Origin of the sequence: Streptomyces sp. V4I2 (genome assembly GCF_030817655.1) — a bacterium.
Taxonomy (GTDB): domain Bacteria; phylum Actinomycetota; class Actinomycetes; order Streptomycetales; family Streptomycetaceae; genus Streptomyces; species Streptomyces plumbiresistens.
This window is the reverse complement of the sequence record NZ_JAUSZM010000003.1, coordinates 7,183,757-7,210,445: the sequence shown is the minus strand read 5'-3', so window position 1 is coordinate 7,210,445 and position 26,689 is coordinate 7,183,757. Positions and strand designations below refer to the sequence as shown.

At 71.7% G+C, this 26,689-nt stretch carries 22 protein-coding genes and 2 pseudogenes; 14 read left to right on the top strand and 10 right to left on the bottom strand.

Going from position 1 to position 26,689, the window contains the following annotated elements:
- Positions 1–45: 45 nt before the first annotated feature.
- Positions 46–2,427 (bottom strand): endonuclease/exonuclease/phosphatase family protein, encoded by a 2,382-nt coding sequence (locus QFZ76_RS34125; RefSeq protein WP_307680213.1) that lies wholly within the window; start codon positions 2,425–2,427, stop codon positions 46–48.
- A 359-nt stretch (positions 2,428–2,786) separates the two neighbouring features.
- On the opposite strand from QFZ76_RS34125, the pseudogene QFZ76_RS34120 reads away from it, so the two are divergent.
- Positions 2,787–4,046 (top strand): annotated as a pseudogene (locus tag QFZ76_RS34120) (beta-ketoacyl synthase); the annotation flags it as partial.
- Between the two features lie 81 nt (positions 4,047–4,127).
- Here QFZ76_RS34120 and QFZ76_RS34115 read toward each other — a convergent pair.
- Positions 4,128–5,177, bottom strand: a complete 1,050-nt coding sequence (locus QFZ76_RS34115) for a Ku protein (protein WP_307677287.1) — start codon at positions 5,175–5,177, stop codon at positions 4,128–4,130.
- 63 nt (positions 5,178–5,240) lie between these two features.
- Here QFZ76_RS34115 and ligD point away from each other — a divergent pair, with 63 nt between their 5' ends.
- Positions 5,241–6,122 carry a non-homologous end-joining DNA ligase gene (ligD, locus tag QFZ76_RS34110; protein ID WP_307677286.1) on the top strand — a complete coding sequence of 294 codons (882 nt, stop codon included), beginning with the start codon at positions 5,241–5,243 and terminating at the stop codon, positions 6,120–6,122.
- A gap of 99 nt (positions 6,123–6,221) precedes the next feature.
- Here the strand turns inward: ligD and QFZ76_RS34105 are convergent, their stop codons facing one another.
- Positions 6,222–7,025 (bottom strand): nuclease-related domain-containing protein, encoded by an 804-nt coding sequence (locus QFZ76_RS34105; protein WP_307677285.1) that lies wholly within the window; start codon positions 7,023–7,025, stop codon positions 6,222–6,224.
- Positions 7,026–7,161: 136 nt separating this feature from the next.
- Between QFZ76_RS34105 and QFZ76_RS34100 the strand changes: the two genes are divergently transcribed.
- The 6 genes from QFZ76_RS34100 (at position 7,162) to QFZ76_RS34075 (ending at position 13,199) form a co-directional block, all read left to right on the top strand.
- Positions 7,162–7,668: a dual specificity protein phosphatase family protein gene (locus QFZ76_RS34100; protein ID WP_266433838.1), complete on the top strand. Its 507-nt coding sequence runs from the start codon at positions 7,162–7,164 to the stop codon at positions 7,666–7,668.
- Positions 7,669–7,744: 76 nt separating this feature from the next.
- Positions 7,745–8,518 carry a hypothetical protein gene (locus QFZ76_RS34095; protein WP_307677284.1) on the top strand — a complete coding sequence of 258 codons (774 nt, stop codon included), beginning with the start codon at positions 7,745–7,747 and terminating at the stop codon, positions 8,516–8,518.
- On the top strand, positions 8,515–9,750 hold the full coding sequence (locus QFZ76_RS34090; RefSeq protein WP_307677283.1) for a HAMP domain-containing sensor histidine kinase: 1,236 nt from the start codon (positions 8,515–8,517) through the stop codon (positions 9,748–9,750). Before QFZ76_RS34095 ends, QFZ76_RS34090 begins: the two co-directional genes overlap by 4 nt.
- A gap of 161 nt (positions 9,751–9,911) precedes the next feature.
- On the top strand, positions 9,912–10,322 hold the full coding sequence (locus tag QFZ76_RS34085) for an SH3 domain-containing protein (RefSeq protein ID WP_307677282.1): 411 nt from the start codon (positions 9,912–9,914) through the stop codon (positions 10,320–10,322).
- Between the two features lie 43 nt (positions 10,323–10,365).
- On the top strand, positions 10,366–11,727 hold the full coding sequence (locus QFZ76_RS34080) for an FtsW/RodA/SpoVE family cell cycle protein (protein ID WP_307677281.1): 1,362 nt from the start codon (positions 10,366–10,368) through the stop codon (positions 11,725–11,727).
- Complete coding sequence (locus tag QFZ76_RS34075; RefSeq protein WP_307677280.1) at positions 11,724–13,199, top strand: penicillin-binding protein 2; 1,476 nt, start codon at positions 11,724–11,726, stop codon at positions 13,197–13,199. Before QFZ76_RS34080 ends, QFZ76_RS34075 begins: the two co-directional genes overlap by 4 nt.
- A 14-nt stretch (positions 13,200–13,213) precedes the next feature.
- Here QFZ76_RS34075 and QFZ76_RS34070 read toward each other — a convergent pair whose 3' ends face one another.
- Positions 13,214–15,190, bottom strand: a complete 1,977-nt coding sequence (locus QFZ76_RS34070; protein ID WP_307677279.1) for a nitrate- and nitrite sensing domain-containing protein — start codon at positions 15,188–15,190, stop codon at positions 13,214–13,216.
- Between the two features lie 168 nt (positions 15,191–15,358).
- On the opposite strand from QFZ76_RS34070, the pseudogene QFZ76_RS34065 reads away from it, so the two are divergent.
- The 5 genes and pseudogenes from QFZ76_RS34065 to QFZ76_RS34045 all read left to right on the top strand — a co-directional run bounded on the left by QFZ76_RS34065 (position 15,359) and on the right by QFZ76_RS34045 (position 19,280).
- Positions 15,359–15,933 (top strand): annotated as a pseudogene (locus tag QFZ76_RS34065) (DUF3291 domain-containing protein).
- 140 nt (positions 15,934–16,073) lie between these two features.
- On the top strand, positions 16,074–17,012 hold the full coding sequence (locus QFZ76_RS34060) for a diiron oxygenase (protein WP_307677278.1): 939 nt from the start codon (positions 16,074–16,076) through the stop codon (positions 17,010–17,012).
- 97 nt (positions 17,013–17,109) lie between these two features.
- On the top strand, positions 17,110–17,763 hold the full coding sequence (locus QFZ76_RS34055) for a TetR/AcrR family transcriptional regulator (RefSeq protein ID WP_266433855.1): 654 nt from the start codon (positions 17,110–17,112) through the stop codon (positions 17,761–17,763).
- 10 nt (positions 17,764–17,773) lie between these two features.
- Entirely contained in the window at positions 17,774–18,109 is a 336-nt protein-coding gene (locus tag QFZ76_RS34050; RefSeq protein ID WP_307677277.1) for a hypothetical protein, read from the top strand.
- Positions 18,110–18,212: 103 nt separating this feature from the next.
- Positions 18,213–19,280, top strand: coding sequence for a C40 family peptidase (locus QFZ76_RS34045; protein WP_307677276.1), 1,068 nt, complete (start codon positions 18,213–18,215; stop codon positions 19,278–19,280).
- Here QFZ76_RS34045 and QFZ76_RS34040 read toward each other — a convergent pair.
- The 5 genes from QFZ76_RS34040 to QFZ76_RS34020 form a co-directional block, all read right to left on the bottom strand.
- Positions 19,258–20,520 carry a styrene monooxygenase/indole monooxygenase family protein gene (locus QFZ76_RS34040; RefSeq protein ID WP_307677275.1) on the bottom strand — a complete coding sequence of 421 codons (1,263 nt, stop codon included), beginning with the start codon at positions 20,518–20,520 and terminating at the stop codon, positions 19,258–19,260. The two genes, QFZ76_RS34045 and QFZ76_RS34040, sit on opposite strands and share 23 nt — an antisense overlap.
- A 67-nt stretch (positions 20,521–20,587) precedes the next feature.
- Positions 20,588–21,223: an ATP/GTP-binding protein gene (locus QFZ76_RS34035; protein WP_307677274.1), complete on the bottom strand. Its 636-nt coding sequence runs from the start codon at positions 21,221–21,223 to the stop codon at positions 20,588–20,590.
- Positions 21,204–21,623: a DUF742 domain-containing protein gene (locus QFZ76_RS34030; RefSeq protein WP_307677273.1), complete on the bottom strand. Its 420-nt coding sequence runs from the start codon at positions 21,621–21,623 to the stop codon at positions 21,204–21,206. The genes QFZ76_RS34035 and QFZ76_RS34030 overlap by 20 nt, the downstream gene beginning before the upstream one ends.
- Positions 21,620–22,129, bottom strand: coding sequence for a roadblock/LC7 domain-containing protein (locus QFZ76_RS34025; RefSeq protein WP_307677272.1), 510 nt, complete (start codon positions 22,127–22,129; stop codon positions 21,620–21,622). The genes QFZ76_RS34030 and QFZ76_RS34025 overlap by 4 nt, the downstream gene beginning before the upstream one ends.
- Complete coding sequence (locus QFZ76_RS34020; protein WP_307677271.1) at positions 22,126–24,858, bottom strand: nitrate- and nitrite sensing domain-containing protein; 2,733 nt, start codon at positions 24,856–24,858, stop codon at positions 22,126–22,128. The genes QFZ76_RS34025 and QFZ76_RS34020 overlap by 4 nt, the downstream gene beginning before the upstream one ends.
- Positions 24,859–25,236: 378 nt before the next feature.
- Between QFZ76_RS34020 and QFZ76_RS34015 the strand changes: the two genes are divergently transcribed.
- Positions 25,237–26,025 carry a protein phosphatase 2C domain-containing protein gene (locus tag QFZ76_RS34015; RefSeq protein WP_307677270.1) on the top strand — a complete coding sequence of 263 codons (789 nt, stop codon included), beginning with the start codon at positions 25,237–25,239 and terminating at the stop codon, positions 26,023–26,025.
- Positions 26,026–26,072: 47 nt separating this feature from the next.
- On the opposite strand, the gene QFZ76_RS34010 is transcribed toward QFZ76_RS34015, so the two are convergent.
- A complete protein-coding gene (locus QFZ76_RS34010) occupies positions 26,073–26,585 on the bottom strand; it encodes a MarR family winged helix-turn-helix transcriptional regulator (RefSeq protein WP_373464386.1) in 513 nt (170 codons plus the stop codon).
- Between the last annotated feature and the right edge of the window lie 104 nt (positions 26,586–26,689).

Genomic DNA, 26,689 nt, shown 5'->3' with positions numbered 1-26,689 from the left:
GGGCGGGATGGGCGTACGTCGTCCCGCCCCCTCGGCATCTGGCACTCAGTGCCTGCCGCACCTCGCCACATCGATCCGCACGATCTGCGGGTCGTGGTCGCTCGCCTGGTCCGCGAACTCCGCGTTGATGTGGACGACGTCGTAGTCGTACGACGTGACGGCCGGGCTCGTCAGGATGTGGTCCAGGGTCTGGGAGTTGCCGTCGTACACGTAGGTGTAGCGCTCGTTGGCGGGGAGGGTGCTGATCAGGGGGGTCAGGACGTTTCCGGCCGTGAGCGTGGTCATCGTCCGGGAGAACTCGTAGTCGTTGAGGTCGCCCAGGACCACCGCCTTGGCGTTCTTGTCGGCCGCCAGGAGGGACTTGACGAAGGTGTTGACCTCCGTCGCCTGGGCCGCGCGCTGGGTCTCCGAGCTGCGGGCCGGCGGCTGGTAGCGGCCGTGGAGGGGCTGGTCGCCGCCCTTGGACGTGAAGTGGTTGGCGATGATGAAGACCGGCTCACCCTGGAAGGTGAACTCGCCCACCAACGGCTTGCGGCTGTTGTCCCAGGCGTCGCCGGCCGGGGCGATGCGGCCCGGGGAGTACGTGAGCCGGGCGCCCATTCTCGTCTTCACCACGCTCGTCGCGGTCGTGGCGTCGCCGCCCGCGCGGTCCGTGAAGGAGACGCGCTTGGGGTTGTAGAGGAAGACCTGGCGGATGTTGCCGCCGGGTTCGCCGCCGTCCTGGTTGTTCTCGGGGGCGACGTAGCGCCAGGAGTAGCGGGGGCCGCCGGCCGCGCGGATGGCGTCGGTGAACCTGGTCAGGGTGGCCTCGGCGGTGACGGTGCCGTCGTTCACGGCGCCGTTGTCGTCCTGGATCTCCTCCAGGGCCACGATGTCGGGCGACTTGAGGTTGACCGCGACGCCCTGGGCGAGGCGGTCGAACTTCTGCTGGTCGTCGAGGGCGTCGAGGTTCTCGACGTTGTACGTGGCGACCGCGAGCTCGCCGCCCTTGTGGCGACGGGTCACTTCCTGCTTCAGGCCGTTGTCCACCAGGGTGCCGAGCTGGGTGGCCTGGAGGATGTAGCCGCCGAAAGTGGAGTAGTCGAGGGGGCCGGTGGTCGTGCCGGAGAGTTCGTCGCCGACGTCCGCCGCGGGGAAGGCGGTGGTGGTGTCCAGCGACGCGACCTTCATACGGCCCGTGTTGGGCTGGTCGTAGGAGGAGTAAAGGGCGCCGCCGCGGGCCGTCGTGCTCTCCTCGGGCTTCACCGTGACCCACAGCTCGTCGTACGCGTCGGTCGCGCCCACGACGCGCGCGTCGGCGAGCGTGGCCCGCATGCCTTCCAGGGACTCGTAGAAGTCCTGGGCGTAGGCGGCCGGTTCGAGCGGGAGGGTGTCGATGCTGCCGCCGGCCGCGGTCGGTATGTAGGCGTCGGGGACCGTCGTGGCGTCCAGGGTGGCGGCGGCGGGGAGCGCGTTGCCGCTGGAGAGGACGACGGTGGTGGGGGCCGTGATCTCGGTGAGCGACTGGGTGGTGCTGCTCGGGTAGTACTCGGTGACCTTGCCGGTGACGAGGACCGAGTCGCCGACCGCCACGGTGGGGGTCGCCGAGCCGGTGTAGACGAGGACGCCCTCGCTGGTGCGCGGGTCGGTGTCGGCCTGCGGGTCCTGGATCCAGTAGCCCTTCGAGCCGCTCGTACGGACGCCGGTGACGATGCCGGGCACGCGGGTGACCGTCTGTCCGGCGTACGGGGAGACGCGGGTGGTGCCCTGGATGTCGTGGACGCGGACCGTGCCGGGGTCGGTGGAGCCGCCGCCGTCGCCGCCGCCTCCGTCGCCCGAACCGGGGGTCTCGCCCGCCGAGTTGACCGGTGACGGGGTGCCGGCGGTGAAGTCCGTGGCGTTGTCGTCGGTGTCGGTCAGGGCCGCGGCCCTCGCGACGGAGGCCGTGTTGGAGGCGCCGGTGGCCGGGCCGCCGCCCTCGCGGACGAGCGCGCTGCCGTAGCCCGCCAGGTCGACGATCCGGGGGTCGGCCGCGCAGTCCGCGGCGGTCTTGCAGGCCAGGGCGGTGGTGCCGGAGACCAGGGCGATGGTGCCGGAGGTGGCGCTCATCGCGATGGAGCCGGTCGCGTCGGCGGTGGGGAGTGCCGTGGTGCCGCCCGTGCCGGCGGCCTCGGCGACGAGGTAGCGGGCGCCGGGGGCGAGGGCGCCGGTGAGTGCGGTCACCTGCCACTGGGAGGTGGCGGACGGCGATCCTGGCAGGTACTGCACGCTGTAGCCCGACAGGTCGTAGGCCGCGGCGCCGGCGTTGGCGAGCTCGACGAAGTCGCGGGTCAGGGTCGCCCCCGAGTTGCCTCCGCCGCCGTACACCTCGGCGATCACCGCGGTGGCCGAGGGTGCGGCGAACGCGGCGGGGAGGGCGGTGAAGGCGAGTGCGCCCGCCGCGCCCACGGAGATGATCGGGTAGGCGGCGCGGCGCGCGCGGGGTCTGCTTCCTGCGGGTCTGGACACGCTGGCGGTCTCCTCGTACCTCGCGTACGTACCTCGTGCACGTACGGACATCAACGCGCCGTCCGAGGACGGAGCTTGAACCATTGCCCGTGGGGAGTCGGCTCAAGTTACGCGCGTAGAAAGGGATCCACCAAGGGGTCTTGCGTTAAATCCCGGAAACATGCGGGTGAGAGTTCGGTGGATGACCGGGGCAGGGTTGGGGCGTGAGGAGGCCCACGCTGAACAACCGTCCCTTTTGGGGCAGTTGAGAACCGGGCGCGGTTTACCTTTCAACCATGACCTCTGTGCGCACGGACATGCCGCGGCGGGTCGTCGTCACCGGGCTCGGGGCCGTCACGCCGCTGGGCGTCGGGGTCGGCGAGCTGTGGCGGGGGCTGCTCGAAGGACGGCACGGGATAAGGGAGTTGACGGACGCCGAGTTCGACGGGCTGCCGGTGCGGGTGGCCGGTACCGTGCCCGTCGATCCGGCCGGGCTGCTGCCCCGGCCGGTGGCCCGGCGGATGAACCGGGCCGCCCAGTTCGCCGTACTCGCCGCGCGGGAGGCCTGGGCCGACGCCGGGCTCGTGGCGGGCGGCACGCGGGAGAGCGGGCTCGATCCCGAGCGGGTGGGGGTGAGTCTCGGCGCGATCCTCGGGGACGCGTCCGTGCTCGTCGGCGGTGACCGCGCGCTGCGGGACAAGGGGCCGCGCGCCGTCTCGCCGCTCACCACACCGATGACCGTGCCCTCGCAGGCCGCCTCCCAGGTCTCGCTCGACCTGCACATCACCGGCGAGGCCCGCACCGTGACGGCCGCGTGCGCGTCCGGCACCGAGGCGATCGGGCAGGCCGTCGACCGCATACGGTACGGCCATGTCGACGTCTCCCTCGCGGGCGGGGCGGAAGCCGTCGTCACCCCGGCGATCATGGCGTCCTTCGCCGCGATGCGGGCGCTGTCCACGCGGGGGCTCGTGGACGGGGCCTCGCCGTCCCGGCCGTTCGCCAAGGACCGCGACGGGTTCGTCAACGGGGAGGGTGCCGGGGTGCTGCTACTCGAGGCCGAGGAGCACGCGCTGGCCCGCGGGGCGCGGATCTACTGCGAGGCCGCCGGATGGGGACTCTCCGCCGACGCTCATCACATGGCCGCGCCCGATCCCTCCGGCAGCGGGGTCGCGCTCGCGCTGCGGCGAGCGCTGCGGGATGCCGGGGGCCGTGTCGTCGACGTCGTCCATGTCAACGCGCACGCGACAGCCACGGTTGACGGCGATCTCGCCGAGGCGGGCGCGGTGCGGGCGGTGCTCGGGACACGGTCCGTGCCGGTCACCGCGCTCAAGGGGCACCTCGGTCATCTGCAGGGGGCCGCGGGCGGCGTCGAGGCGCTGGCCACGGTACTGACGCTGCATCACGGGGTGGTACCGCCGACCGTGGGGTGCGAGGAGGTGGACGAGGCGATCGGGCTGGACGTGGTGACCGGCGCTCCGCGGGCGCTGCCGGAGGACGGGGACCTGGCGTTGAGCAACTCGTTCGGGTTCGGGGGGCACAACGCGGTGCTGGCTCTGCGGAGGGTGGGGCGGGGGGCGTAGGGCCGGGGGCGTGGCAGGCAAGACCGGGGAACGGCGCGTCAGGTCCGCATCAGCCGCAGCCGACCCACCGGAACCTGCACGTCACGCCGTACGTTTGCGTGACGTCGTCTTCTTCGCTGCCGTCTTCTTCGCCGCGGTCTTCTTCGTCGTCGTGCTCTTCGCCGTCGTCGTCTTCTTCGTTCCCTGGGTCGACTTGGCGGTGGACTTCTTGGCCGCGGGTGTCTTCTTCGCGGGCGTCTTCTTCGCCGTGGACGTGGACTTCTTGCCGCCCGCCTGCTTGGGGGTCGACCGCGCCGACTTCCGGGCCGGCATCTGTCTGACCTCGGCCTCGGCCTCGCCCTCCTCGCCGCGCGACTCCTTCGCCGCCTTCACGCTCTTCTCCAGCGCCGCCATCAGGTCGAGGACCTTGCCGGTCTTCGCCGGTTCGGGCGCCTCGGGCGGGGCCTCGCCGGCGGCCTTCGCGGCGACGACCTCCTCCAGGGCCTCGCGGTACTCGTCGTGGAGGTCTTCGAGGTCGATCTCGCCGAGGGTGTCCATCAGGGCGTCGGCGAGGTCGAGTTCCTTGTCGTTGACGGTGACCTTGGTGTCGGGGGCGAGGCCCTCGGGAGCGCGGACCTCGTCCGGCCAGAGGAGGCCGTGCAGGGCGATGGCGTCGCCGACCACGCGCAGCATGCCGAGGCGTTCGCGGCCGCGGAGCGCGAACTTGGCGATGGCGACCTTCTGGCTGCGCTTGAGGGCCTCGCGCAGCAGGGTGTACGGCTTGGCGGCCGGGGCGCCGCCCGCCGCGAGGTAGTACGCGGCGTCCATCTGGAGCGGGTCGATCCGGTCGGCCGGCACGAACGCGACGATCTCGATGGTCTTGGCCGTGGGGAGCGGCAGGTGGGCGAGGTCGTCGTCCGTGATCGGGATGATCGTGCCGTCCGCGTCCTCGTAGCCCTTGCCGATCTCCGCCGTGCTGACCTCGCGGTCCTCCAGCTCGCAGACCTTGCGGTAGCGGATGCGGCCCATGTCCTCCGTATGGATCTGGCGGAAGGAGATCGAGTGGCTCTCGGTGGCGTTCACCAGCTTGATCGGGATGCTGACCAGGCCGAACGAGATGGCGCCGTTCCATATGGATCGCACGTGCAGCACCCTTTCGATCGGATCGCGGGGTCTTGTCAGTCTTTACTACGGAATCTCTGGGATTCTCATCGTATGACGCCGATCACAGAGGTGGAGGGGCGAAGGCTCGCGCTCAGCAACCTGGAGAAGGTGCTGTATCCCGCGACCGGGTTCACCAAGGGCGAGGTGCTGCACTACTACGCGACCACCGCCGAGGTCCTGCTGCCCCATCTGCGGGATCGGCCCGTGTCCTTCCTGCGCTACCCGGACGGCCCCGACGGGCAGGTCTTCTTCGCCAAGAACGTGCCGCCCGGTACGCCCGACTGGGTCACCACCGCCGAGGTGCCCAGGTCGGAGGGGCCGGCCCGGATGGTGCTGGTGCAGGACCTGCCGAGCCTGATGTGGGCGGCGAACCTGGTCACCGAGTTCCACACCCACCAGTGGGTCGTCGACGCGCCCGGCGAGGCCGACCGGCTGGTCTTCGACCTCGACCCCGGGACGCCGGCGAGCATCGTCGAGTGCTGCGAGGTCGCGCTCTGGCTGCGCGAACGGCTCGCGGCGGATGGCATCGAGGCGTACGCGAAGACCGCCGGCTCGAAGGGGCTGCACCTGCTGGCGGCCCTGCGGCCGGTCTCCTCCGACGCCGCCTCCGACTACGCCAAACAGCTGGCCGTCGAGGCGGAGAAGGCGATGCCCCGGCTGGTCGTACACCGTATGACGCGGAGCCTGCGGCCCGGGAAGGTGTTCGTCGACTGGAGCCAGAACGCCGCACGCAAGACCACGGCCACGCCCTACACCCTGCGGGCCCGGGCGCGGCCGTTCGTGTCGGCGCCGGTGACCTGGGTCGAGGTGGAGGAGTGCGGGGCGCCCGACCAACTGGCGTTCCAGGCCCCGGACATCGCGCCGCGCGTGCAGGACTACGGCGATCTGCTGGCCCCGCTCCTCGACGCGGACGCGGCGGGATCGCTGCCGTGAGCATCCCCTCTCGGGGATCGCATCACGAGAAGCAGCAGCATCGCGGCCCGAGGCGCCCACCCGACCCAGGACCACCGCTCGCGCCCCTCCCCGCAGCGATCACACCCGCACCCACGTCCGCCGGTCCCGCGCCATCGCGTGCAGCGCCTCCACGTCCGCCGGTTTGAGGACGCCGCCGAGCCTGGCCAGTCCCTCGACGTCCGTGTCCGTCACGATCCGGGCCTCGCGCGGCGGGGCGGTGACCTGGACGTCGGTGGGGCCGACGAGGGCCAGGACCGGGTGGACCTCGGCGGTCAGGGCGTAGGAGGCGCGGTCGGCGTCGGCGCGGACGCGGCGCAGCAGCGGGCGGGGTTCGCGGCGGCCCAGCGTGACCATGGGGTCGGCGACCGTGACCCGCTGCTTGCGGGCGTACAGGGTGTGCACCGCGAAGAGCCCGCCGGGGCCGATCAGCAGGTGGTGGACGTGGTCGCCGCCGGGCAGCGGGACCGAGTGCAGGGTGTGCCAGCCGGCGCCGTCGAGCCGGTCCAGGGCCTCCCCCACCGCCTGCTCGGCCGCGAGGGCCCGGCGGCGGGGGTCGGGGCGGAGCCGGCGGGCGGGGCCGGGGTCCCGGTCCAGGGCGATCTGGAGCGCCTCGCCGGGGCGGTTGGGTGCCAGGTCGTCGTCCGGGTGGAGGGACAGCCGGGCCAGTTCCGCGGGGGTCGGTACCGGGGGCGGGCCGATGGCCACCGGTCCGGTCAGGAAGGGCCCGAGGGCGTCGAGGACGTCCTGTCTGCGGTCCTCGCTCAGCAGGTTGACCCGGGATGCCTCACGGTCGTACCAGGCGATGTTCCTGCCGTCCGTGAGGCAGACGTACAGCCGCTCCTGGCCGTGGCGCCAGGTCGGCACGACGCGCAGTCCGCTCATGCACCATCACCCCACGACCATGGGAACAGGCCGGGTGCTCCAGGGGCAAGAAGCCGGTTGGCTTTGCCGGTCACCTTTGAAGGGGAGTTGACCCGGGTACCTATGGGTGAGTTGGCGGGGGCTTGGGGAGGCGCCGTTGCGGACGCGCAGGAAGCAGGCCGATGTGCCCGCTCCGGAGGATGCGTGGAACGAGGTCGTGCCCGGGCTGTGGATGGGCGGGCACGAGTTCAGGGCCCGCTCCGGGCAGGTCGGGTTCGCCGTCGTGCGGGACGAGTTCGATCTCGTACAGACGTTGTTGAGGCTGCCGGGGCACGGTCCGGACGCGGGCGTCGAGCACCATGTGTGGCCGATTCCCGACGGACCGCTGGACGGCACGCAACTGGCGGGCGTGATACGGCTGGCACGGGCCGCGTGCGACGCGCTGGACGAGGGCCGCAAGGTCCTCGTCCGCTGTTACCACGGCTACAACCGTTCGGGGCTGGTCGTCGCGCACGCCCTGGTCCGCCAGGGGCACTCCACGGAGGAGGCGATCCGGCTGATCCGGTCCCGCCGCTCGCCCTGGGCCCTGCACAACGAGCTGTTCGTCGAGTACCTGCAAGCGGGGCTGCCGACGGCACGGCTGCTTGAGGAGCTCGCCGAGTAATCGTTTCTTCGCGGCCGTGGGCGGGCACGGCCGACCGGCGCGTAAAAAGGACTTCCCGCCGAATAGGGTGTACGGCGTGCTCCCCACCCCGCTCCGCGCCGCCACCACCGTCGCCCTGCTGTCGGCGGCCCTGGCGGCGCTCGCGGGCTGCGGCGACACGGGCGGGCTGCACGGCGCGGGCCCGACCTCGACCGCGATCAGCCCGGAGCGGCTGTGGCCGAGCCTGCCGCCGGTGTCGAGTCCGGCCTTCGTCATCGGCGAGGTGAACACCGAGGTCGTCAAGGGCGTCGCCGTACCCGGCGACGACATCCGCGAGGCGGACCCGGTCGCGATCGTGCGGAAGGAGATCGCGGCGAGTCCGGGCGACTACGGCTCCGGTGCGCCGTACCACGAGACCTCCCGCCGGATGGCCGACTGCGGCGAGGGTGCGGGGAAGGGCGGGTGCCCCGTCCTCCAGCCGTACTACCGGGACCTGACCGGCGACGGGCGCGAGGAGCTGACGCTGGGCTTCCGGCAGCTGCCCGAGAAGCTGACGGCCGTTCGCGTCTACACGGTCGACAAGCACCGGCTCGTGAAGGTCATGGCCTGGGAGGACGCCGTGAACGGGGTCGAGCTGGCCGGGCGGTCCGTGATCATCCGCTCGCCGTCCGAGGTGGCGGGGTACGAGTACCGGCTCCAGTGGACCTGGGACCGGCAGCAGAAGGCGATGCTGCTCACCCACGACGAGATGCTGCGGAGCGGCTCGCACACGAAGACGCCGCGCCCCTCCGCGTCCCCGTCTGCCTCCCCGTCTGCCTCCCCGTCCGTCTCCGCCTCCCCCTCCGGCTCGCCGTCCGCGAGTGGCCGATGAGGCTCGCGCTTCCCCGCTGGGCCGGCACGCTCGCCGTGAAGGCCGCCGTCTTCATCACCGTGATGTGCTGCGCGCTGGCCGCGCTGCTCGGCGTCCTCGTGCACGTGTCGGTGACGAACCAGACCGTCGGCCAGGCCCGTGACCTCGCGCTGGACCGGCTGACGGAGGCCACGGCGGCGTTCAAGGCCGGGGACTCGCCGGAGCGAGGTGTCGGCGTCGATCCCCCGGGCCTGCCCGAGCCGCTGCGGGCGCTGGCCGCGGCCGGGGAGCGCGGCACGATGGTCGGCGAGCACCGTGGGCGCCCCACGATGTGGGCGGCGGGACCGGTCGACGGCGGCCGGGCGCTGGCCGTGGAGGTCGACTACTCCCAGGGCGAGCGGACCATCGACGGCCTCGACCGGGCGATCGTGTGGTCGTCGGCGCTGGCGATCGGGGCGACGCTGCTGGTCGGCGCGTTCGCCGTCACCCGGGTGACGCGGCGGCTGCACAGCACCGCGCAGGTCGCCCGGCGGATCACCGCCGGCGACCTGGACGCCCGCGTCGACGACCCCCGCACGAAGGATCCGACGCGCCCCGAGGACGAAGTGGCCGCGGTCTCCGCCGCGCTCGACTCCATGGCCGCGTCCCTCCAGGGCAAGCTCCTCGCCGAGCAGCGGTTCACCGCGGACGTGGCCCACGAGCTGCGCACCCCGCTGACCGGCCTGCACGCGGCGGCCGAGCTGCTGCCGGCGAGCCGGCCGACCGAGCTGGTCCGGGACCGGGTGGCGGCGCTGCGCACACTCACCGAGGACCTGCTGGAGATCTCCCGCCTCGACACCGGGCGGGAGCGGCTGGAGCTGGAGCGGGAGCCGTTGGCCGCGCTGGCCGAGCGGGTGGTGCGGGCGTCGGGGACGGACACGGAGGTCGTCGTCGTACGGGATGTCGCCGTGGAGACGGATCGGCGGCGGCTGGAGCGGGTGCTGGGGAATCTCGTCGCGAACGCGCATCGGCACGGGCGGGGACCGGTGACGCTGACGGTGGACGGGCCTGTGGTGACGGTGCGGGATCACGGGGACGGGTATCCGGAGTATCTGGTCGAGCACGGGCCGCAGCGGTTCCGTACGGAGGGGGTTTCCAAGGGGCACGGGCTGGGGTTGACCATCGCGGTGGGGCAGGCGGAGGTTTTGGGGGCGCGGCTGGTCTTTGACAATGCAGCGGATGGTGGGGCGGTTGCGACGCTGACGTTGCGTTAGGGGGCGGGTTCGGGGGAGAGCTCGGGACGGCGGAGCCGCACCATGTCACAGCCCCGCGCCCCTTCAGGGCGCTCCTATGGACCAGCGTGACGGGCGACAGCAGGCACCCCCTCCTAATGTGGCGATTAGTCAGCTTCACCCCCATTCATGGAGGTACCCCCATGTCCCTGCGATCCCGCTGCGCCATAGCCGTCGCCGCCGGCGCCCTCCTCGCCACTGCCGCCACCATCACACCCGCCGTCGCGAACGACGACTGGGGGCAGACCCCGGGCAATGACGGGTGGGGGCAGAGTCAGAGCAGCAACGACTGGGACGGGCAGCACCAGAACAACGACCAGCGCTTCTACCAGGGCGTCGTCACCACCGACTCGCTGGCCCTGCGCAGCGCCCCGACCCGTGGCTCACAGGTCATCCGGTACGCCAGTCGCGGGGAGATCCTGAACATCTTCTGCAAGGTCGGAGGCCCGTCGGTGCACGGGAACCCCCTCTGGTACCAGATCGCGGACGGCACCTGGGCCTGGGGGCCGGCCCGCTTCATCGACAACATCGGGCCCGCGCCCCGCTGGTGCTGATGCGGGAGGCGAACAAGAAGCCCTATTTGGGTAGGTTCCGGACATGACCAACGCCGGCACCACCGTCGTAGAGGCGGACGCGCCCGCTCCCGCCGTACGCCTCCCCCGGCGCCGTGGCATCGAACTGGCCCTCATCGTCCTCGCCGTCCTGCTGTCCGTGTACGGCTACTGCGACGTCGGCCTCGCCAAGAACGGCACCGTTCCGCCCGGCGCCGCGGGATACGGTGCCGGGCTCGGCGTGCTCGCGCTGCTCGCGCACATCGCGGTACGCCTGCGCGCCCCGTACGCCGATCCCCTGCTGCTGCCGATCGGCGTCCTGCTCAACGGCGTGGGCCTGGTCCTGATCTACCGGCTCGACCTGGAGACGCCCGGCGACCGGGCGGCACCCACCCAACTCGTGTGGTCCACGCTCGGGATCGCCCTCTTCATCGTGGTCGTGCTGCTCCTGCGCGACCACCGCGTCCTCCAGCGCTACGCCTACGTGTCCGTCGCGGCCGCGATGGCCCTGCTGATCCTGCCGATCTTCTTCCCGTCCGTGAACGGCGCCCGCATCTGGATCCGGGTCGCCGGGTTCTCCATCCAGCCGGGGGAGTTCGCGAAAGTGCTGCTCGCGGTGTTCTTCGCCGCGTACCTGGCGGCCAACCGCAACGCACTGGCCTACGCAGGACGCCGTGTCTGGCGGCTCCAGCTCCCCACCGGCCGGGTCCTCGGCCCGATCGTCGCCGTCTGGCTGCTGAGCGTGGGCGTGCTGGTCCTGGAGCGGGATCTCGGTACCTCGCTGCTGTTCTTCGGCCTGTTCGTCGTCCTGTTGTACGTCGCCACCGGCCGCACCGGCTGGATCGCCGTCGGCCTGCTGCTGGCCTCGCTGGGCGCGGTCGCGGTGGGCTGGCTGGAGCCGCACGTGCACAACAGGGTCGAGGACTGGCTGCATCCGTTCGCGTCGATCGAGGCGGGCCAGGGTCCGAACCAGCTGGCCCAGTCGCTCTTCTCCTTCGCGGCCGGCGGCATGCTCGGCACCGGCCTCGGCCTCGGCCACTCCATCCTCATCGGCTTCGCCGCCAAGTCGGACTTCATCCTGGCCACGGCGGGCGAGGAGCTCGGCCTGGCGGGCATCTCCGCGATCATCCTCCTGTACGCCCTCCTGGTGGAGCGCGGCTACCGGGCCGGACTCGCCCTGCGCGACCCCTTCGGGCGGCTGCTCGCGGTCGGGCTCTCCTCGATCGTGGCGCTCCAGGTGTTCGTGATCGCGGGCGGGGTGACGGGCCTGATCCCGCTGACCGGCATGGCGATGCCGTTCCTCGCCCAGGGAGGTTCGTCGGTCGTCACCAACTGGGCGATCGTGGCGCTGCTGATCCGGGTGAGCGACTCGGCCCGCAGCCAGTACGACGGGGAGGTGGGTCCGTGACCCGCCACATCCGGCACGCCGCCTGCTTCTGCGCCCTGCTGCTCGTGGCGCTCCTGGTGAACGCCACCCGCATCCAGGTCGTCCAGGCCGGCTCCTACGACGACAACCCGGCCAACCGCCGCAACAGCATCGCCCGTTACGGCCAGCCGCGCGGCGACATCCTGGTCGACGGGGCACCGGTGACCGGATCCCGGGACACCCGCGAGCAGCTCCGCTATGAACGGACGTATGCGGACGGGCCGTTGTACGCGCCCGTCACCGGCTTCGCCTCGCAGGAGTACGGGACGACCTTCCTTGAGCACTCCGAGGACGACGTCCTGTCCGGCACGGATCCGATGCTGTCGGGGTTCCCGCTGTGGAACGACTTCACGCGCTCCCGGCCCTTGGGCGGTGACGTGGTGACCACCCTCGACCGGGCCGCGCAGCGTGCGGCGTACGACGGACTGCGCGGGCGCAAGGGCGCGGTGGCCGCGATCGAGCCGTCGAGCGGGCGGATCCTGGCGCTGGTGTCGACGCCGTCGTACAACCCGGCGGCGCTCTCCGGTAACGACGCGACGGTCGGCCGGTCCTGGGCGCGGCTGAACGGCGACGCGGACAAACCGATGCTGAACCGGGCGGTACGGCAGACGTATCCGCCGGGCTCGACCTTCAAGGTCGTGACCGCGGCGGCGGCGCTGGACGCGGGCGTCGTCACGGACCTCGACGCGCCGACCGACTCGCCGGTGCCCTACCGGCTGCCCGGGACGACGACGAGCCTGACGAACGCGTCGGACGGCTGTGAGGACCTCTCGGTGCGGGAGGCGTTCAAGTGGTCGTGCAACACGGTGTTCGCGAAGCTCGGGGTGGACGTGGGCGTCGACGACATGGCGGCCACCGCGCGGGCCTTCGGCTTCAACGACAGGGCGCTCAGGATTCCCTTCTCGGTGGCGCAGAGCACCTTCGACTCCTCGCTGGACAGGGCGCAGCTGGCGCTGTCGTCGATCGGGCAGTACAACACGCGGGCGACGCCCCTGCAGATGGCGATGGTCTCGGCGGCCGTCGCCAACAACGGGCAGCTGCGGCAGCCGTACCTGGTGGAGCGGATCATCCGGGCGGGCGGCGCCACGGTGTCGACGGCCGGCTCGCTTCCCGCCCGGCAGGCGATGTACCCGGCGACCGCCGCCCGGCTGAAGGAGCTGATGACAGAGGTGGTCACGGAGGGCACCGGCACCAACGCCGCCATCCCCGGCGCCACCGTCGGCGGCAAGACCGGCACCGCCCAGCACGGCATCGGCAACGCCGGCACGCCGTACGCCTGGTTCGTCTCCTGGGCGCAGGGCGAGCGTGACATGGAGGCGAAGGTGGCGGTCGCGGTGGTGGTGGAGGACGCGGAGGCGGACCGGGGGGAGATCAGCGGGGGCGGGGACGCGGCGCCGATCGCCCGGTCAGTGATGGAGGCGGTGCTGAACCCCGGTTCGAAGAGCGGAGGTTGACGCGCCCCGGCAACTCAGCGGGTGGCCGTCGCCCTCGACACCTCCTGGACCAGCGCGCTCGGCAGGGCCACGTACGCCGTCACCCCCGAGCCCTGGGTCGGGCGGAGTTCGACGTGGGCACCGAGGCGGGCGGCCAGGGCGCCGACCACGTGGTGGCCGAGGAAGCGGGTGGGGGCCTTGAGGAAGGAGCCGCGGCCGGACAGCAGCGCGTTGGCCTCGGCCATCCGGGCGGCGGTCATGCCGATGCCCCGGTCGACGACGGCGAGGCAGTACTCGGCGCCGTCCTGCCAGCCGTAGACCTCGACGGGCTTCTTGGGCGGGCTGAACATCAGGGCGTTCTCCACCAATTCGGCGAGCAGGTGGGAGAGTTCGGCGACGCAGTGACCGCGCACCTGACAGGGCTGGACGTCGGTGACGGCGACGCGCTGGTACTGCTCCACCTCGGCGACGGCCGACTGCACGACCTCGTGGACGGCGACCGTGCCCCGCCAGACCCGGGCCGGTGCCTCCGCGCCGGCCAGCACGAGCAGGGACTCGGCGTTGCGCCGCATCCGGGTGGCCAGATGGTCGAGTTCGAAGAGCTCGGCGAGGGCCTCCGGGTCGAGTTCCTGGCTCTCCAGGGTGGTGATCAGACCGAGCTGGCGGTTGAGCAGCGCCTGGTTGCGGCGGCCCAGGCTGGTCAGGGACTCGGTGCTGTTGCGGCGCAGCACGGCCTGTTCGGCGGCGAGGTCGACGGCGGTCCGCTCGACGTTGCGCAGGGCCGCGGCCAGCCGGGTGATCTCCCGTGCGGCGCCCGGGAGTTCGGGTTTCTCGAACTCCGGCGGGAGCGGGGCGTCGGGGTCGGCCTCCTGGATGCGCCGCACGGCGGCGGGCAGCCCCGCGCCGGCCACCACGTCCGCCTCGTCGGCCAGGGCGCCCAGGGGGCGGGTGATGGAGCGGGCCGAGAAGAGGGCGAGCGCGGTGGCCACGGCGAGGATCAGCGCGCCGAGGGCGAGGAAGCCGACGAGCTGCCGGGTGGCCGCGTCCCCGGTCTCCTCGCCGTGGGCGCGCACGTCGTCGCCGACCTGTTTCTGCACCCCGTGCAGATCGTCCACGAGGGTGGTCATGTCGGCCCACCAGCGGGCCGGGGCGACGGACAGCGCGGAGCCGTCGGCACCGCGCTCGGCCTGCCCCTCGTACCCGGTGACGCGGCGGGCGGCCGCGGTCGCGAAGGCGTCGTCGAGCGCGGATTCCTGGCCCTCGCCCGCGAGTTGGCGGAACTGGCCGAGCGCGGCGACCCGGGTGGCGCGGAGCTCGGTGAAGTCGAGGTATTCGCCGGAGCGGAAGCGCCCGGCGGCGAACACGCCGTTGAGGGAGCCGCGTTCGAGGGCGACGGCCTCGGTGGCCCGCGCCAGCGACTGAAGGGCCCGCACGCCTTGGGCGACACGGCTGTCGCCGTCGGGCGCGCCGGCCGACTCCGCGTCGACCAGAGCGGTGACGGCCTTGGTGTAGGCGGTCAGGGTGGAGGTGCGGCCGGCGGTGCCGTCGTCGACGTCCGCGCGGACGGAGGTGAGGGCGGCGAGGGGCACTTCGGCGGCGACGAGAGCGGAGACGGTGGCGCCGGGCAGGTCGCCGCGCCGGTCGTCCAGCGCCGTCCGCAGCTCGTCCCGGGCGGCGTCGGTACGGTCCCGCTGCGTGCGTACGTCGTCCCGGTACTCCTCGGCCCCGCCCAACAGCCCGCTGCTCAGCCCGCGTTCACGCTGCACCTCGCGCACCAGGTCCTGCACGCGCAGCAGGACGCCGACGTGCCCCTCGGTCGCGCGGGCGGCGGACCAGTCGGCGGCGCGGTCGGCGGCGCCGATTCCGATGAGGGCGAGCAGCAGGCAGGTCGGCACGGCCAGGACGATGGCCATGCGACCGCGGATGGAGTTCCAGCCCGGAAGGGCGGACAACCTTGTTCCGCTCGAACGGTGGGTGGTCGAACGCTGGGTGGTCGATACGTTCCCCGTCATGCCCCGTGAGGCTACGGGCGCGCAGGTCAGAAGGCGGTTTCTGGGGCGTAAGCCGTCGGTGCACAGGTACTCACCCGGGCGGTGACCGGGCTGTGAAAGACGGACAATGCCCATCTGATGAGACAGGCCCTGGGCCGTCGACACTCTCCCGACCTATCGTCCGGCTCCATGACGACACCCGCCGCGTTCGAACTCGCCCAGGTCAACATCTCCCGGCTCAAAGCCCCGCTGGATTCACCGCAGTTGAAGGCCTTCGTCGACGCCCTCGACCCCGTCAACGCCGATGCCGAGGCCGCCGACGGTTACGTCTGGCGCCTGCAGAGCGACTCCGGCGACGCGACGGACCTCCGCGTCTTCGACGACGACTGGCTGATCATCAACTTGACGGTGTGGCGCGACCCGAACGTGCTGACGGCCTTCATGTACCAGGGCCGCCACCGCGAGATGCTGTCCCGCCGCAACGTGGGGGTGCCCCCACGCCGTTCAGGCAGTGGGGGAGGTTCGAGCGCGTGGCGGAGGTGATGACGGCCCTGTGGTGGGTCCCGGCGGGCCACCGCCCGACCATCGCGGAGGCGGAGGCCCGTCTGCTGCACCTGCGGGCCAACGGGCCGACGCCGTACGCCTTCACTCTGCGGAAGTCGTTCCCGGCGGGGGCGGACGCGGCGGCGGTTTCGGGGGCGGTTTCGTGGGCGGTGGAGCCGGTGGCCGGGGAGGTTCCCGAGGGGCTGGGGTGCTCGGCGTAGGCGTGGTCTCGAACCCGGCCGTGCCCGCATGTAGACGCCGAGTCAACAAGTCGTGCGAGAGGGATTGACGGGCTTGCTGACAAGCAGTCTCATAACACTCGGACGATGACGTGACCCCGGGTGACTTAGGTGGACCAGCCATGACGACCCTGACCGAAGCCGACGCGCTCGACGGGCTGCGTGACGCACTCGGGCTGCTCAAGGACCGCGAGCAGGTGGCCGAGCGGCTGCTCGCCTCTTCGGCCAGGCACTCCTTCGACCCGGACAAGGAGCTGGACTGGGACGCGCCCTTCGAGGAGGGCAAGTGGTTCTGGCCGCCGGAGCTGGTGTCGCTGTACGACACCCCGATGTGGCAGCGGATGAGCGAGGAGCAGCGGATCCTGCTCTCCCGGCACGAGGCCGCCGCGCTCGCCTCGCTCGGCATCTGGTTCGAGCTCATCCTGATGCAGCTGCTCGTCCGGCACGTCTACGACAAGGCGGCGACGAGCGCCCATGTGCGGTACGCGCTCACCGAGATCGAGGACGAGTGCCGCCACTCCAAGATGTTCGCCCGGCTGATCTCGCAGGGCGGGACGCCCTGGTACCCGGTGAGCCGGGCACACCAGCACCTCGGCCGGCTGTTCAAGACCATCTCCACCACACCGGGTTCCTTCACCGCCACGCTGCTCGGCGAGGAGGTCCTCGACTGGATGCAGCGGCTGACCTTCCCGGACGAGCGGGTGCAGACCCTGATCCGCGGGGTCACCCGGATCCACGTGGTCGAGGAGGCCCGCCATGTGCGGTACGCCCGGGAGGAGCTGCGGCGCCAGATGCTGACGGCGCCGAAGTGGTCGCAGGAGTTCACCCGGATCACCTCCGGCGAGTTCGCGCGGGTGTTCTCGGTGGCGTTCGTGAACCCCGAGGTGTACCCGAACGTGGGGCTGGACCGCCGGGAGGCCATGGCCCAGGTGAAGGCGAGCGTGCATCGGCGGGAGGTCATGCAGACGGGGGCGAAGAAGCTGACGGACTTCCTGGACGACATCGGGGTGCTGAGGGGAGCCGGGCGGCGGCTGTGGAGGTCCTCCGGCCTGCTGGCCTAGGGCCTGGTGGCCAGGGTCTGCTGATCTAGGCCTGGTGGCCGAGTACCGGCCGGTTCGCCCGCTCACCTGCCGAGGCATGCCGGTTACGCTGCCCGTCATGACCCCCTCGGCCCCCACTCCCGCCTACCGCCGCCTCAGCGTCGAGGAGCGGCGCAGTCAGCTGCTCGACGCCGCGCTGTCGCTCTTCGCGCACCGGGTGCCCGAGGACGTGTCGCTCGACGACGTGGCGGAGGCGGCCGGAGTGTCACGGCCGCTCGTGTACCGGTACTTCCCGGGCGGCAAGCAGCAGCTGTACGAGGCCGCCCTCCGGTCCGCCGCCGAGGAACTCCAGCAGTGCTTCGACGAGCCCCGCCAGGGCCCCCTCCTCCCCCGCCTCGCCCGCGCCCTGGACCGCTACCTCACCTTCGTCGACGAGCACGACGCCGGCTTCAGCGCGCTGCTCCAGGGCGGCAGCGTCGTCGAGACGTCCCGTACGACGGCCACAGTGGACGGCGTACGGCGGGCCGCGGCCGAGCACATCATGCGGCACCTGGAGGTCACGGACCCCGGCCCCCGCCTCCGGATGACCGTCCGGATGTGGATCACGGCGGTGGAGGCGGCCTCCCTCATCTGGCTGGACGAGAACAAGCAGCCGCCCGCCGACGAGCTGCGGGACTGGCTGGTGGAGCAGTTCGTGGCGGTCCTGTCGGTGACGGCACGGCGGGACCCGCAGACCTCCACGCTGGTCGAGGCGCTCGCGGTGGATGGCTGACACTGGTGCCGTGAAGAGCGAAGACACCCCCTTCGAGGGCGGCCCCATGGACGGGCGGGTCCTGCCCGTCCTGCTGGGCGCCACCGGGCACCCGCCCAAGACGTACCGCATCCCGGTCCCGGATGCCGCCGGCGGCCCGCCGACCGTGCTCGTCTACCGCAGGGTCCCGCGCGCGCACAGCAAGCGGCTCGGGCTCCACCAGGGGTGGAAGTACGAGTACGACCCCACCGGACAGGCCGGCCGACGCAAGTGGCCCTGGTCCAAACCGGACGCCAAACAGGACACCGAGCCGGACACCCAGCCAGGCGGCACGCCGGGCGGCAAGCCGGACGCCACCGACGGGTGACCCCGTTGCGCCGAACCGCGCACACTCGGCGCGCGGACCCGGCACCCACGTCTCATGCTCGCGGTGCGGAGCGGAAGGGCTGCCCCGCACCGGAGGTGATGACGTGTCAGGAAGGCTTCTGCGTCTCGTCTGTACGGCGGCGATCGCGGCCGGAACCGTCCTCGCGCCACTGCCCGCGGCGGCCGTGCCCGAGCCCCCGGAACCCGCCGGACGGTCCGTCGCCGAGCTGCTGACGGACCTTCAGCGCCTGTACCAGGAGGCCGAGCAGGCCACCGAGACGTACAACGCCACCGAGGAAGAGCTGAAGAAGCGGCGCGCCGAGGTCAGGCGCCTGGACACCGAGCTGTCCCGCGCCCGGCTCTCCCTGCACGACAGCCGGGGAGCGGCCGGCCGGCTGGCCCGCCAGCAGTACCAGAACAGCACCGACATCTCCCCCTACGTACGCCTGCTCCTCGCCCGCGACCCCCAGCACGCCCTCGACCAGGGCCATGTGATCGGCCAGTTGGCACGCGAGCGCGCCGAGACGGTGGGCCGCCTCACCGGCAGCGAGAAGAAGGCCGACGATCTGGCCCGCGAGGCCCGCAAGGCCCTGGACGGCCAACTCACCCTCGCCGCCCGCCAGAAGAAGGAGGGGGACGCCGTACACAAGCGACTGAAGGAGGTCGAGGAGCTCCTCGCCTCCCTCACCGCCGAACAGCTCACCGCCCTGGCCGAGTTCGAGGAGAAGGGCATCGCGAAGGCCCAGGACAAGCTCATCACCTCCGGCGCCCTGAGCAGCGAACGCGAACCGTCCCCGCAGGGCGACCGGGCGCTGCGCTACGCCGTACGGCAGCTGGGGAAGCCGTACGAATGGGGCGCCGAGGGCCCCAAGACGTACGACTGCTCGGGGCTGACCTCGCAGGCCTGGACCCACGCGGGGACCCCGATCCCCCGTACCAGCCAGGAACAGTGGGCCCAGCTGGAGCGCATTCCGCTCGACGAGCTGAGGCCGGGTGACCTGGTGATCTACCACCCGGATGCCACCCACGTGGCCATGTACATGGGTGAGGGCGAGGTGGTCGAGGCCCCGAGACCGGGCGAGAAGATCAAGATCTCCCCGATCGCGTCGTATCCGATCCTGGGAGCCGTACGTCCGGACAAGCCGACCTCTACGGCGACTGAGCCCCAGTGACCGAGGCGAGGTAAGCCCCCGTCTTCTCCGGCTCGTAGAAGAAGTTCTCGAAATCCGCCGGATCGTCGAACCCGTTGGCGAAACGATCAGCCACCGGCGGCAGCTGCCCCGCCGCCCCGATCAGGTTCAGCACATGCTCCGGCGGCGGCCCGAGCATCGCGTTGGTCCACTTGGTGACGTGCTGCGCGGTGTCCCAGTACCGGTCGAACGTCGCCCGCATCCACTCCTCGTCGAACTGCTTGTCCTCGCGCTCGAGAATCGACGCGAGATACGCTGCCGCACACTTGGACGCGGAGTTGGAGCCCTGCCCGGTGATCGGGTCGTTGGCGACGACGACGTCGGCGACGCCCAGGACCAGTCCGCCACCGGGGAGGCGGCCGACAGGGTTGCGGACCGTGGGCGCGTAGCGGCCGGCCAGCGTGCCACCGGCATCCGTCAGTTCGACCTTGGAGGCCCGCGCGTGCTCCCAGGGCGTGTACTTCTCCATGAGTTCCAGGGTCAGGGAGAGGTGCTCCGCCGGGTCCTTGACGCCGTTGAAGACGTCCAGCGGGCCGCCGGGTATGCCCTCCCAGAAGAGGATGTCGGCGCGGCCGGAGGTGGTGAGCGTCGGCATGACGAACAGCTCGCCGACGCCGGGGACCAGGTTGCAGCGGACCGCGTCGTAGTCCGGGTGCTCCGGGCGCGGGCCGAGACCGTGGACGTAGGCCACCGCGAGGGCGCGCTGCGGCTCGCTGTAGGGGGAGCGCTCGGGGTCCCGGGCGAACATGGAGACCAGCTCGCCCTTGCCCGCCGACACCAGCACCAGGTCGTAGGCGCGGGAGAAGTAGTCGAGGTCGCCGACCGCCGTGCCGTGGATGACCAGCTGGCCGCCGCGCTGCGCGAACGTCTCCATCCAGCCGGCCATCTTCACCCGCTGGTCGACCGACTGCGCGTACCCGTCGAGCGTGCCCACCCAGTCGATCGCGCGGGCCGCGGGGCCCTCGCCCCAGGAGCCGGGGGCGGCGACCGAGACGCCGAGTCCTTGGATCTTCGGGGCCTGGGACTCCCAGAAGTTCAGCTGGAGATCGCGCTCGTGCTGGAGTGCCGTGTGGAACATGCACTGCGTCGACATGACCCGGCCGGTACGGATCTCGTCCGCGGTCCGGTTGGACATCAGGGTGACCTCGTACCCGTTCGACTGGAGTCCGAGGGCGATCTGGAGTCCGGACTGGCCGGCTCCGACGACGAGTATCTTCCGCATGCGGGTGGTGTTCTCCTACTCGGGGTGCTGCTCAGGTCTGCTCGGGTCTGCACGCCTCTGCCCGGGCCTACTCGGGGGTGACGTCCAGCGCGTGGCCGACGACGGACAGCAGGGTCTCGATGACGGATATCCTGCGGCGCGCGTCCATGATCATGACAGGTACGTGCGCGGGGATCGTCAACGCCTCCCGCACGTCCTTGGGCTCGAACCGCTCACTGCCGTCGAAGTGGTTGACCGCCACGACGTACGGCATCCCGCAGCTCTCGAAGTAGTCGAGCGCGGGGAAGCAGTCCTTCAGCCGGCGGGTGTCGGCCATCACGACCGCGCCGATCGCGCCGCGCACCAGGTCGTCCCACATGAACCAGAACCGCTGCTGGCCCGGCGTGCCGAACAGGTAGAGCACCAGGTCGTCGTCGAGCGTGAGGCGGCCGAAGTCCATGGCCACGGTGGTGGTCAGCTTCTCCGGCGTGGCGGTGAGGTCGTCGTGCTCCTCGCTCGCCTCGGTCATCAGCGCCTCGGTCTGCAGGGGCGTGATCTCCGAGACGGCGGTGACCAGCGTGGTCTTGCCGACGCCGAAGCCGCCCGCCACGACTATCTTCGTGGCGATCGGGGCACGGGTACGGTCCGTCTGCCAGGGCTGTACCGGCCCCTCTTCCTCGAGGAGCGGGGAGACGCCAACGGCGTCAGAGACGACGGAGTCCACTCAGCACCCTTTCCAGCAGAGCGCGGTCCGGCCGACCCGTGCCGTGACCGGTTCCTGTTCCGTACACCCGGATCTTTCCCTGGTCCGCGAGGTCGCTGAGGAGCACCCGGACCACGCCGAGCGGCATCTTCAGCAGCGCGGCGATCTCCGCCACCGTGCGCATACGGCGGCACAGTTCGACGATGGCCCGCATCTCCGGCATGACCCGGCTGTGCAGGGAACCGTTCGTCAGTTCCCTGCGCTCCTCGGCTGCCTCGATCGCGGCGGTGGTGGCCACGAACGTCTCCACCAGGAGGACGTGTCCGAAGCGGGTACGGCCGCCGGTGAGCGAGTAGGGGCGCACGCGGGCGGGTTTGCGGTCGGCGCCGCGCACGGGAAGCCTGTTCGGTGTACCGCTCATCGGGTGCTCCCCGTCGGCGTCGACTCGTTCTCCAGGGATTGCCGCAGCTCGCTGCGGAGTTCGGGGGTCAGGACGTGGCCGGCCCGGCCCACGAACAGCGCCATGTGGTACGCCACGACGCTCATGTCGCAGTCGGCGGCGCCGTGCACGCCGAGCAGCGAACCGTCGCTGATCGACATCACGAACAGGCTGCCCTCCTCCATCGCGACCATGGTGTGCTTCACCGGACCGGAGTCCATCAGCTTGGCGGCGCCGATGGTGAGGCTGCCGATGCCGGAGACGATGGTGGCGAGGTCGGCGGCGGAGCCGCGCGGGCCGGACGGCTTGTCCTGACGGGGTTCCCGCGCCTGCGCGTTGCGGTCGGCGTCGGAGGAGAGCAGGAGCAGACCGTCGGAGGAGACGACGGCGACCGACCGGATGCCCGGCACCTCCTCGACGAGATTCGTCAGCAGAAAGTGAAGATTGCGGGCCTCACGGCTCAGTCCGAAGGTACTGGGCGCGGTCAACTGCTTGCCTCCTCGACGGTGCCCCCCGTGGCTTCTTCGGATGCTGCGGATTCCCTGACGGGCGCCTTGTGGGTGCCTGTCTGTTCGGCGATCTCCGCCTCTACGTCCCGGTAGCCGGCCTCCGCCCCCCGGCGGAAGCCACCGAGGCGGCGGCGGAGTGCTTCGGCGTCCACGGAGCCACTGCGCTGGCGCGGTGCCTGGGTGGGTGCGGTGACCTTCGGGGTGCGCTTGGGGAGGCCCTTGTCGGTGACGAGTTCCTCCGGCTCGTCGGGGACGCGCTCGTGTTCCGTTTCGGCTGCGGTGTCGGCTGCGGCTGCGGCTGCGGTTTCAGCTTTGCCTTCGCCTTTGCCTTCGCCTTTGCCTTCGCCTTCGACGGGTTCTGTTCCGTCCGCCGCGGGTTCGGGGATCAGGAGTTCCATCGTGGTCTCGGCTGGGGTCTCCCCCTCCGACCGTTGTACGGCCTTCTCCGCGAGGGCGACCAGGGGGTCGCCGTTCTCCGAACGGCCGTACAGAACATTGGAGTTGACCTCGGCATCCGCGCCGGGCAGGGAGAAGGCGTGCGTGCCGCTCCCGGACATGGGCGAGGACGCGGCAGGGACGGCGGCGGTCGGTGCGGGCGCCAGCAGGGTCTTGGGCAGGACGACGACGGCCGCGATGCCGCCCTGCTTCTGCTCGCGCAACTGCACGCGGACGCCGTGCCGGTGGGCGAGGCGGGCGACGACGTACAGGCCGAGGCCGAGGCCTTCCTCGTCCTCCTGGTCGTAGGAGTCGTACGTCGTCTCGGGGTCGAAGTCGGCGAGGCGGCTGTTGAGCCTGGTGAGGCGGTCGCCGGCCATGCCGATGCCCTCGTCCTGGACGGAGAGCATGACCTCGCCGCTCTCCAGGAGCCAGGCGGAGACCTCGACGGGCAGGTCGGGCGGGGAGAACGAGGTGGCGTTCTCCATCAGCTCGGCCAGCAGATGGGAGAGGTCGTCCGCGGCGAACCCGGCGATGTGGGCGTGCGGCGGCAGGGCGGCGATGCGGACCCGCTCGTAGCGCTCGATCTCGCTGACCGCGGCACGCACGACGTCGACGAGCGGGACGGGGCCGGCGCTCTGCTGGACGTGCTCGGTGCCGGCCAGGACGAGGAGGTTCTCGCTGTGCCGGCGCATGACCGTGGCGAAGTGGTCGAGCTTGAAGAGCGTGGCGAGCCGGTCCGGGTCCTGCTCGCGCTCCTCCAGGCCCTCGATGACGGCGAGTTGCCGCTCGACGAGGCCCAGGGTGCGCAGCGCGAGGCTGACGAAGGTGGCGCCGATGGTGGTACGCAACCGCTCCAACTGCGCGGCGGACTCGGCGAGTTCGGCCTTGAGCTGCTCGCGGGCGTCGGCCATCTTCTGCCGCTGGCCGACCAGGTGCTTGCGGTCGGCCTCCAGGGTGGTGACGCGCTCGGCGAGGGCGGCGGCGTGCGCGTGCAGGGCATTGACCGAGCGGACGACCTGGGCGAACTCGTCGTTGCGGCCGGTGAAGGCGACCGGTTCCTCGGCGGTCGGGTCCTCGGCGCCGGCGAGGCGGGCCGAGCCGCGGCGCAGGACGGACAGCGGCCGGGTGAGCGTACGGGCCATGGCGGTGGCGATACCGACGGCCAGCAGCATCAGGGCGCCGAGGACGGCGATGCGGATCTCCAGCGCGGTGACGTCGTCGTCGCGCAGCTGGGCGAGGTCCTTGACCCGGCGGTCGTAGAGGGCGGCCTCCGCTCCGCGCATCGCGTCGATGCGGGCGGAGAGGGCGGCGTCGAGTTTGGTGGCGCTGGTGCCGAGTTCGCCGTCGGACAGGGTCGGCTGGTCGGTGAGGGTGGCGAGGTACTTGTCGGCCGAGTTGATCTCGGGGCCGGTGACCGTGGAGTCGTAGCGCGCCTTGGCCGTCGTGGGCGCGGTGTCCGCGAAGTCGGCGAGGGCGGCGTCGGAGCGCACGCGGGCCTGCTGGGCGGCGGCGGAGAGGGCGTCGCGCTGCTTGGCGTCGGCGTCCGAGGAGGTGGTCTCGGTGGACGCCAGGCCGGTGATCGGGTCCACGACGGTCCGGGTCGTCGTCGGCACCGCGAGGGCCGCGAGGAGGAGCCCTCGGGTGGCGGCGGCCTGCTGGACGGCGGAGTCCAGCTCGGCGAGGGCGTACCCGCCGGAGCCCGCGCGGGGCGGCAGCTGCTCGGCCAGGTCCTCGGCGAGCCGGTGCAGGTCGTTGATGGCGGCGGAGTACGCCTGGTGCGCTTCCAGGGCACTGCTCTTGCCGCTCAGCGCCGCCCGGCGGACGGCCGCGATGCCGTCGAGATCGCCGCGGAGGGTGGCGGGCAGGTCGGTGTCGGCATGCAGCTCCTCCACCTGCCGGTCCACGCGGACGCTGCGCTGCTCGCTGGGCGCCTTGGACTTGGGCCGTCCGGCGGCGATGTACGGCGTCACCTCGTCGCGCTCGTCGGCGAGCGAGTGGGCGAGCGCCAGGGCGTCCTGGGTCTGCTCGGCGAGCGTGACCAGGTCCTGCGAGTCGCTCAGCTCCCCGGAGGCGGTGACCAGGGAGGGCACACCGGCTCCGGCGATGGCGGCGGCCACGACGGTGACGGCGAGGATGAGTCGGTTACGGACGTGGGTGGGACGGCCCTTGCCGACGGGGGTACCGGGGGTGCCGGAGGTGCCGGGCGTGGGGTCCACGCCTTTTTCGGAGGCCGCCTTCTTGCCTGTACGACGAGGCCGCGTCTTCTGCACCGGTGCTCGCATTCCTGACTCGTGAGTACCCATGGGCCGGGCTACGCTCCGTCACTGACTGCCGACTCTGCGTACACCCGGTACGGTCCCCGACCCTCCCAGTGCCGGTGGGCAGTGGTCGCGCATCGCTGGGCCCGCCACCCGAAGGAGTGAACATCGGACCCGAGTTGGCGGGCAAGTCACTCCGGCCCGTGCGACACCCTTGCACGGCGGGCCGGTTGGACGTCGGCGGCGGGCAGTGGCAGTATTCGCCGCCGCGCCTTCCCGGAGGGATTCATTCCACCCCAAACCAGGCGCCTGACCTGCACGTGTACGTCGATTCGGCAACCGATGCCAGCCTTTCGCGCACCTTGTGAAGAGCTCGTGCAGACTGGCCGGATGCGTACGGAACTTGTTTCGGAGCCCGGCGATCCGACCCGCCCCAACGAGGACTTCGCCGGCGTCGCCCTACCGGCTTCCGGACTGGGCGGCGCGCTGGTCGTCCTGGATGGAGTGACACCCCCGCGGACTTCGACAGACTGTCTGCATTCGGTTCCCTGGTTCGTGTCCCGCCTCGGCGGCGCACTGACCGAACTGACCGTTTCCTGCCGAGATCTGACGCTGCCGGAGATCCTCTCGCGGGCGATCCTTCGAACAGCCGAGGCCCACTACACCACTTGTGACCTTTCTCACCCACGCACCCCACAGGCAACCGTGGTTGTGGCGCGCTGGTCGCCGGAGTCGGTGGAGTACCTGGTCCTGTCCGACTCGGCCCTGCTGGTCGAGTCCCCCGACGGCACGGTGACCCCCCACCTCGACGACCGCCTCGCCCTCCTCCCCCGCGCCGCCCTGGCCACGGACGCCCTCATCGACGCGGAGATCCGCAACAAGGAGGGCGGCTTCTTCACGGCCGCGGCGGATCCGACGGTGGCGGGGCGGGCGGTGACGGGGGTCGTAGCGCGGGCTGAGGTCCGCGCCCTGGCCGCGCTGACGGACGGGGCGACCCGGTGGGTGGAGACCTTCCGGGAGGGCGACTGGGCGGACTGCTTCCGGTTCGTGCGCAAGGAGGGGGCGGGGGCGTTGGTGGAGCGGGTGCGAGGGCTGGAGCGGGGGGATGCGGGGGCTCGGGAGTTTCTGGGGCGGAGCAAGACGCATGATGATGCGACGGTGGTGTTCGTGGAGCTGTGACTCCGGGTGTGCACGGGCGTGACGCGGACTTGCCCGGTGGCCCGCCTCTACTTCTCCATCCCTCGATTCAACTGCTGCAGCAACCGCGCCAGTTCCCCCACCTCGCGCGTATCCCAGTCGGCAAGCCGCCCGGCGTACCGCGCCCGGCGGGCCTCGCGCACCCGCCGTACCCGGTCGTGGCCCTCTTGAGTGAGCGCGACCAGCCAGGCACGGCCGTCCGCCGGGTCGGGTTCGCGGGTCACCAGGCCGAGGTCCTCCAGGGCGCGCAGCTGGCGGGACATCGTGGCCTTGCCGACGCCGATGTACGCGGCGAGCTCGGTGGCACGCTGGGGGCCGCACTCGTCGAGCCGTACGAGAAGGCCGTACGCCGCCGACTCCAGGTCGGGGTGGACCTCACGGGCCATCTCGCCCTGGTTGGCACGGGCGCGTCGCAGCAGGACGGTCAGTTCGCGTTCCAGGGCGAGGAACGCGGGTTGGTCCACACCGCTCGCGGACACTCCCCCGGAGGGGGCACCCCCAGGTTCGACTCCGCGTCCGTCGCCGATCCCGTTGTCGTGCACGTCAGCCCCTGCCTCGGTTTTCCCGTACTGAAAGTTTCCGCCGAACGCCTGTCATCGCCGCAGCTCCGTCAGTATTTCGCAGGGCTGGACCAACGGCAGCCTCT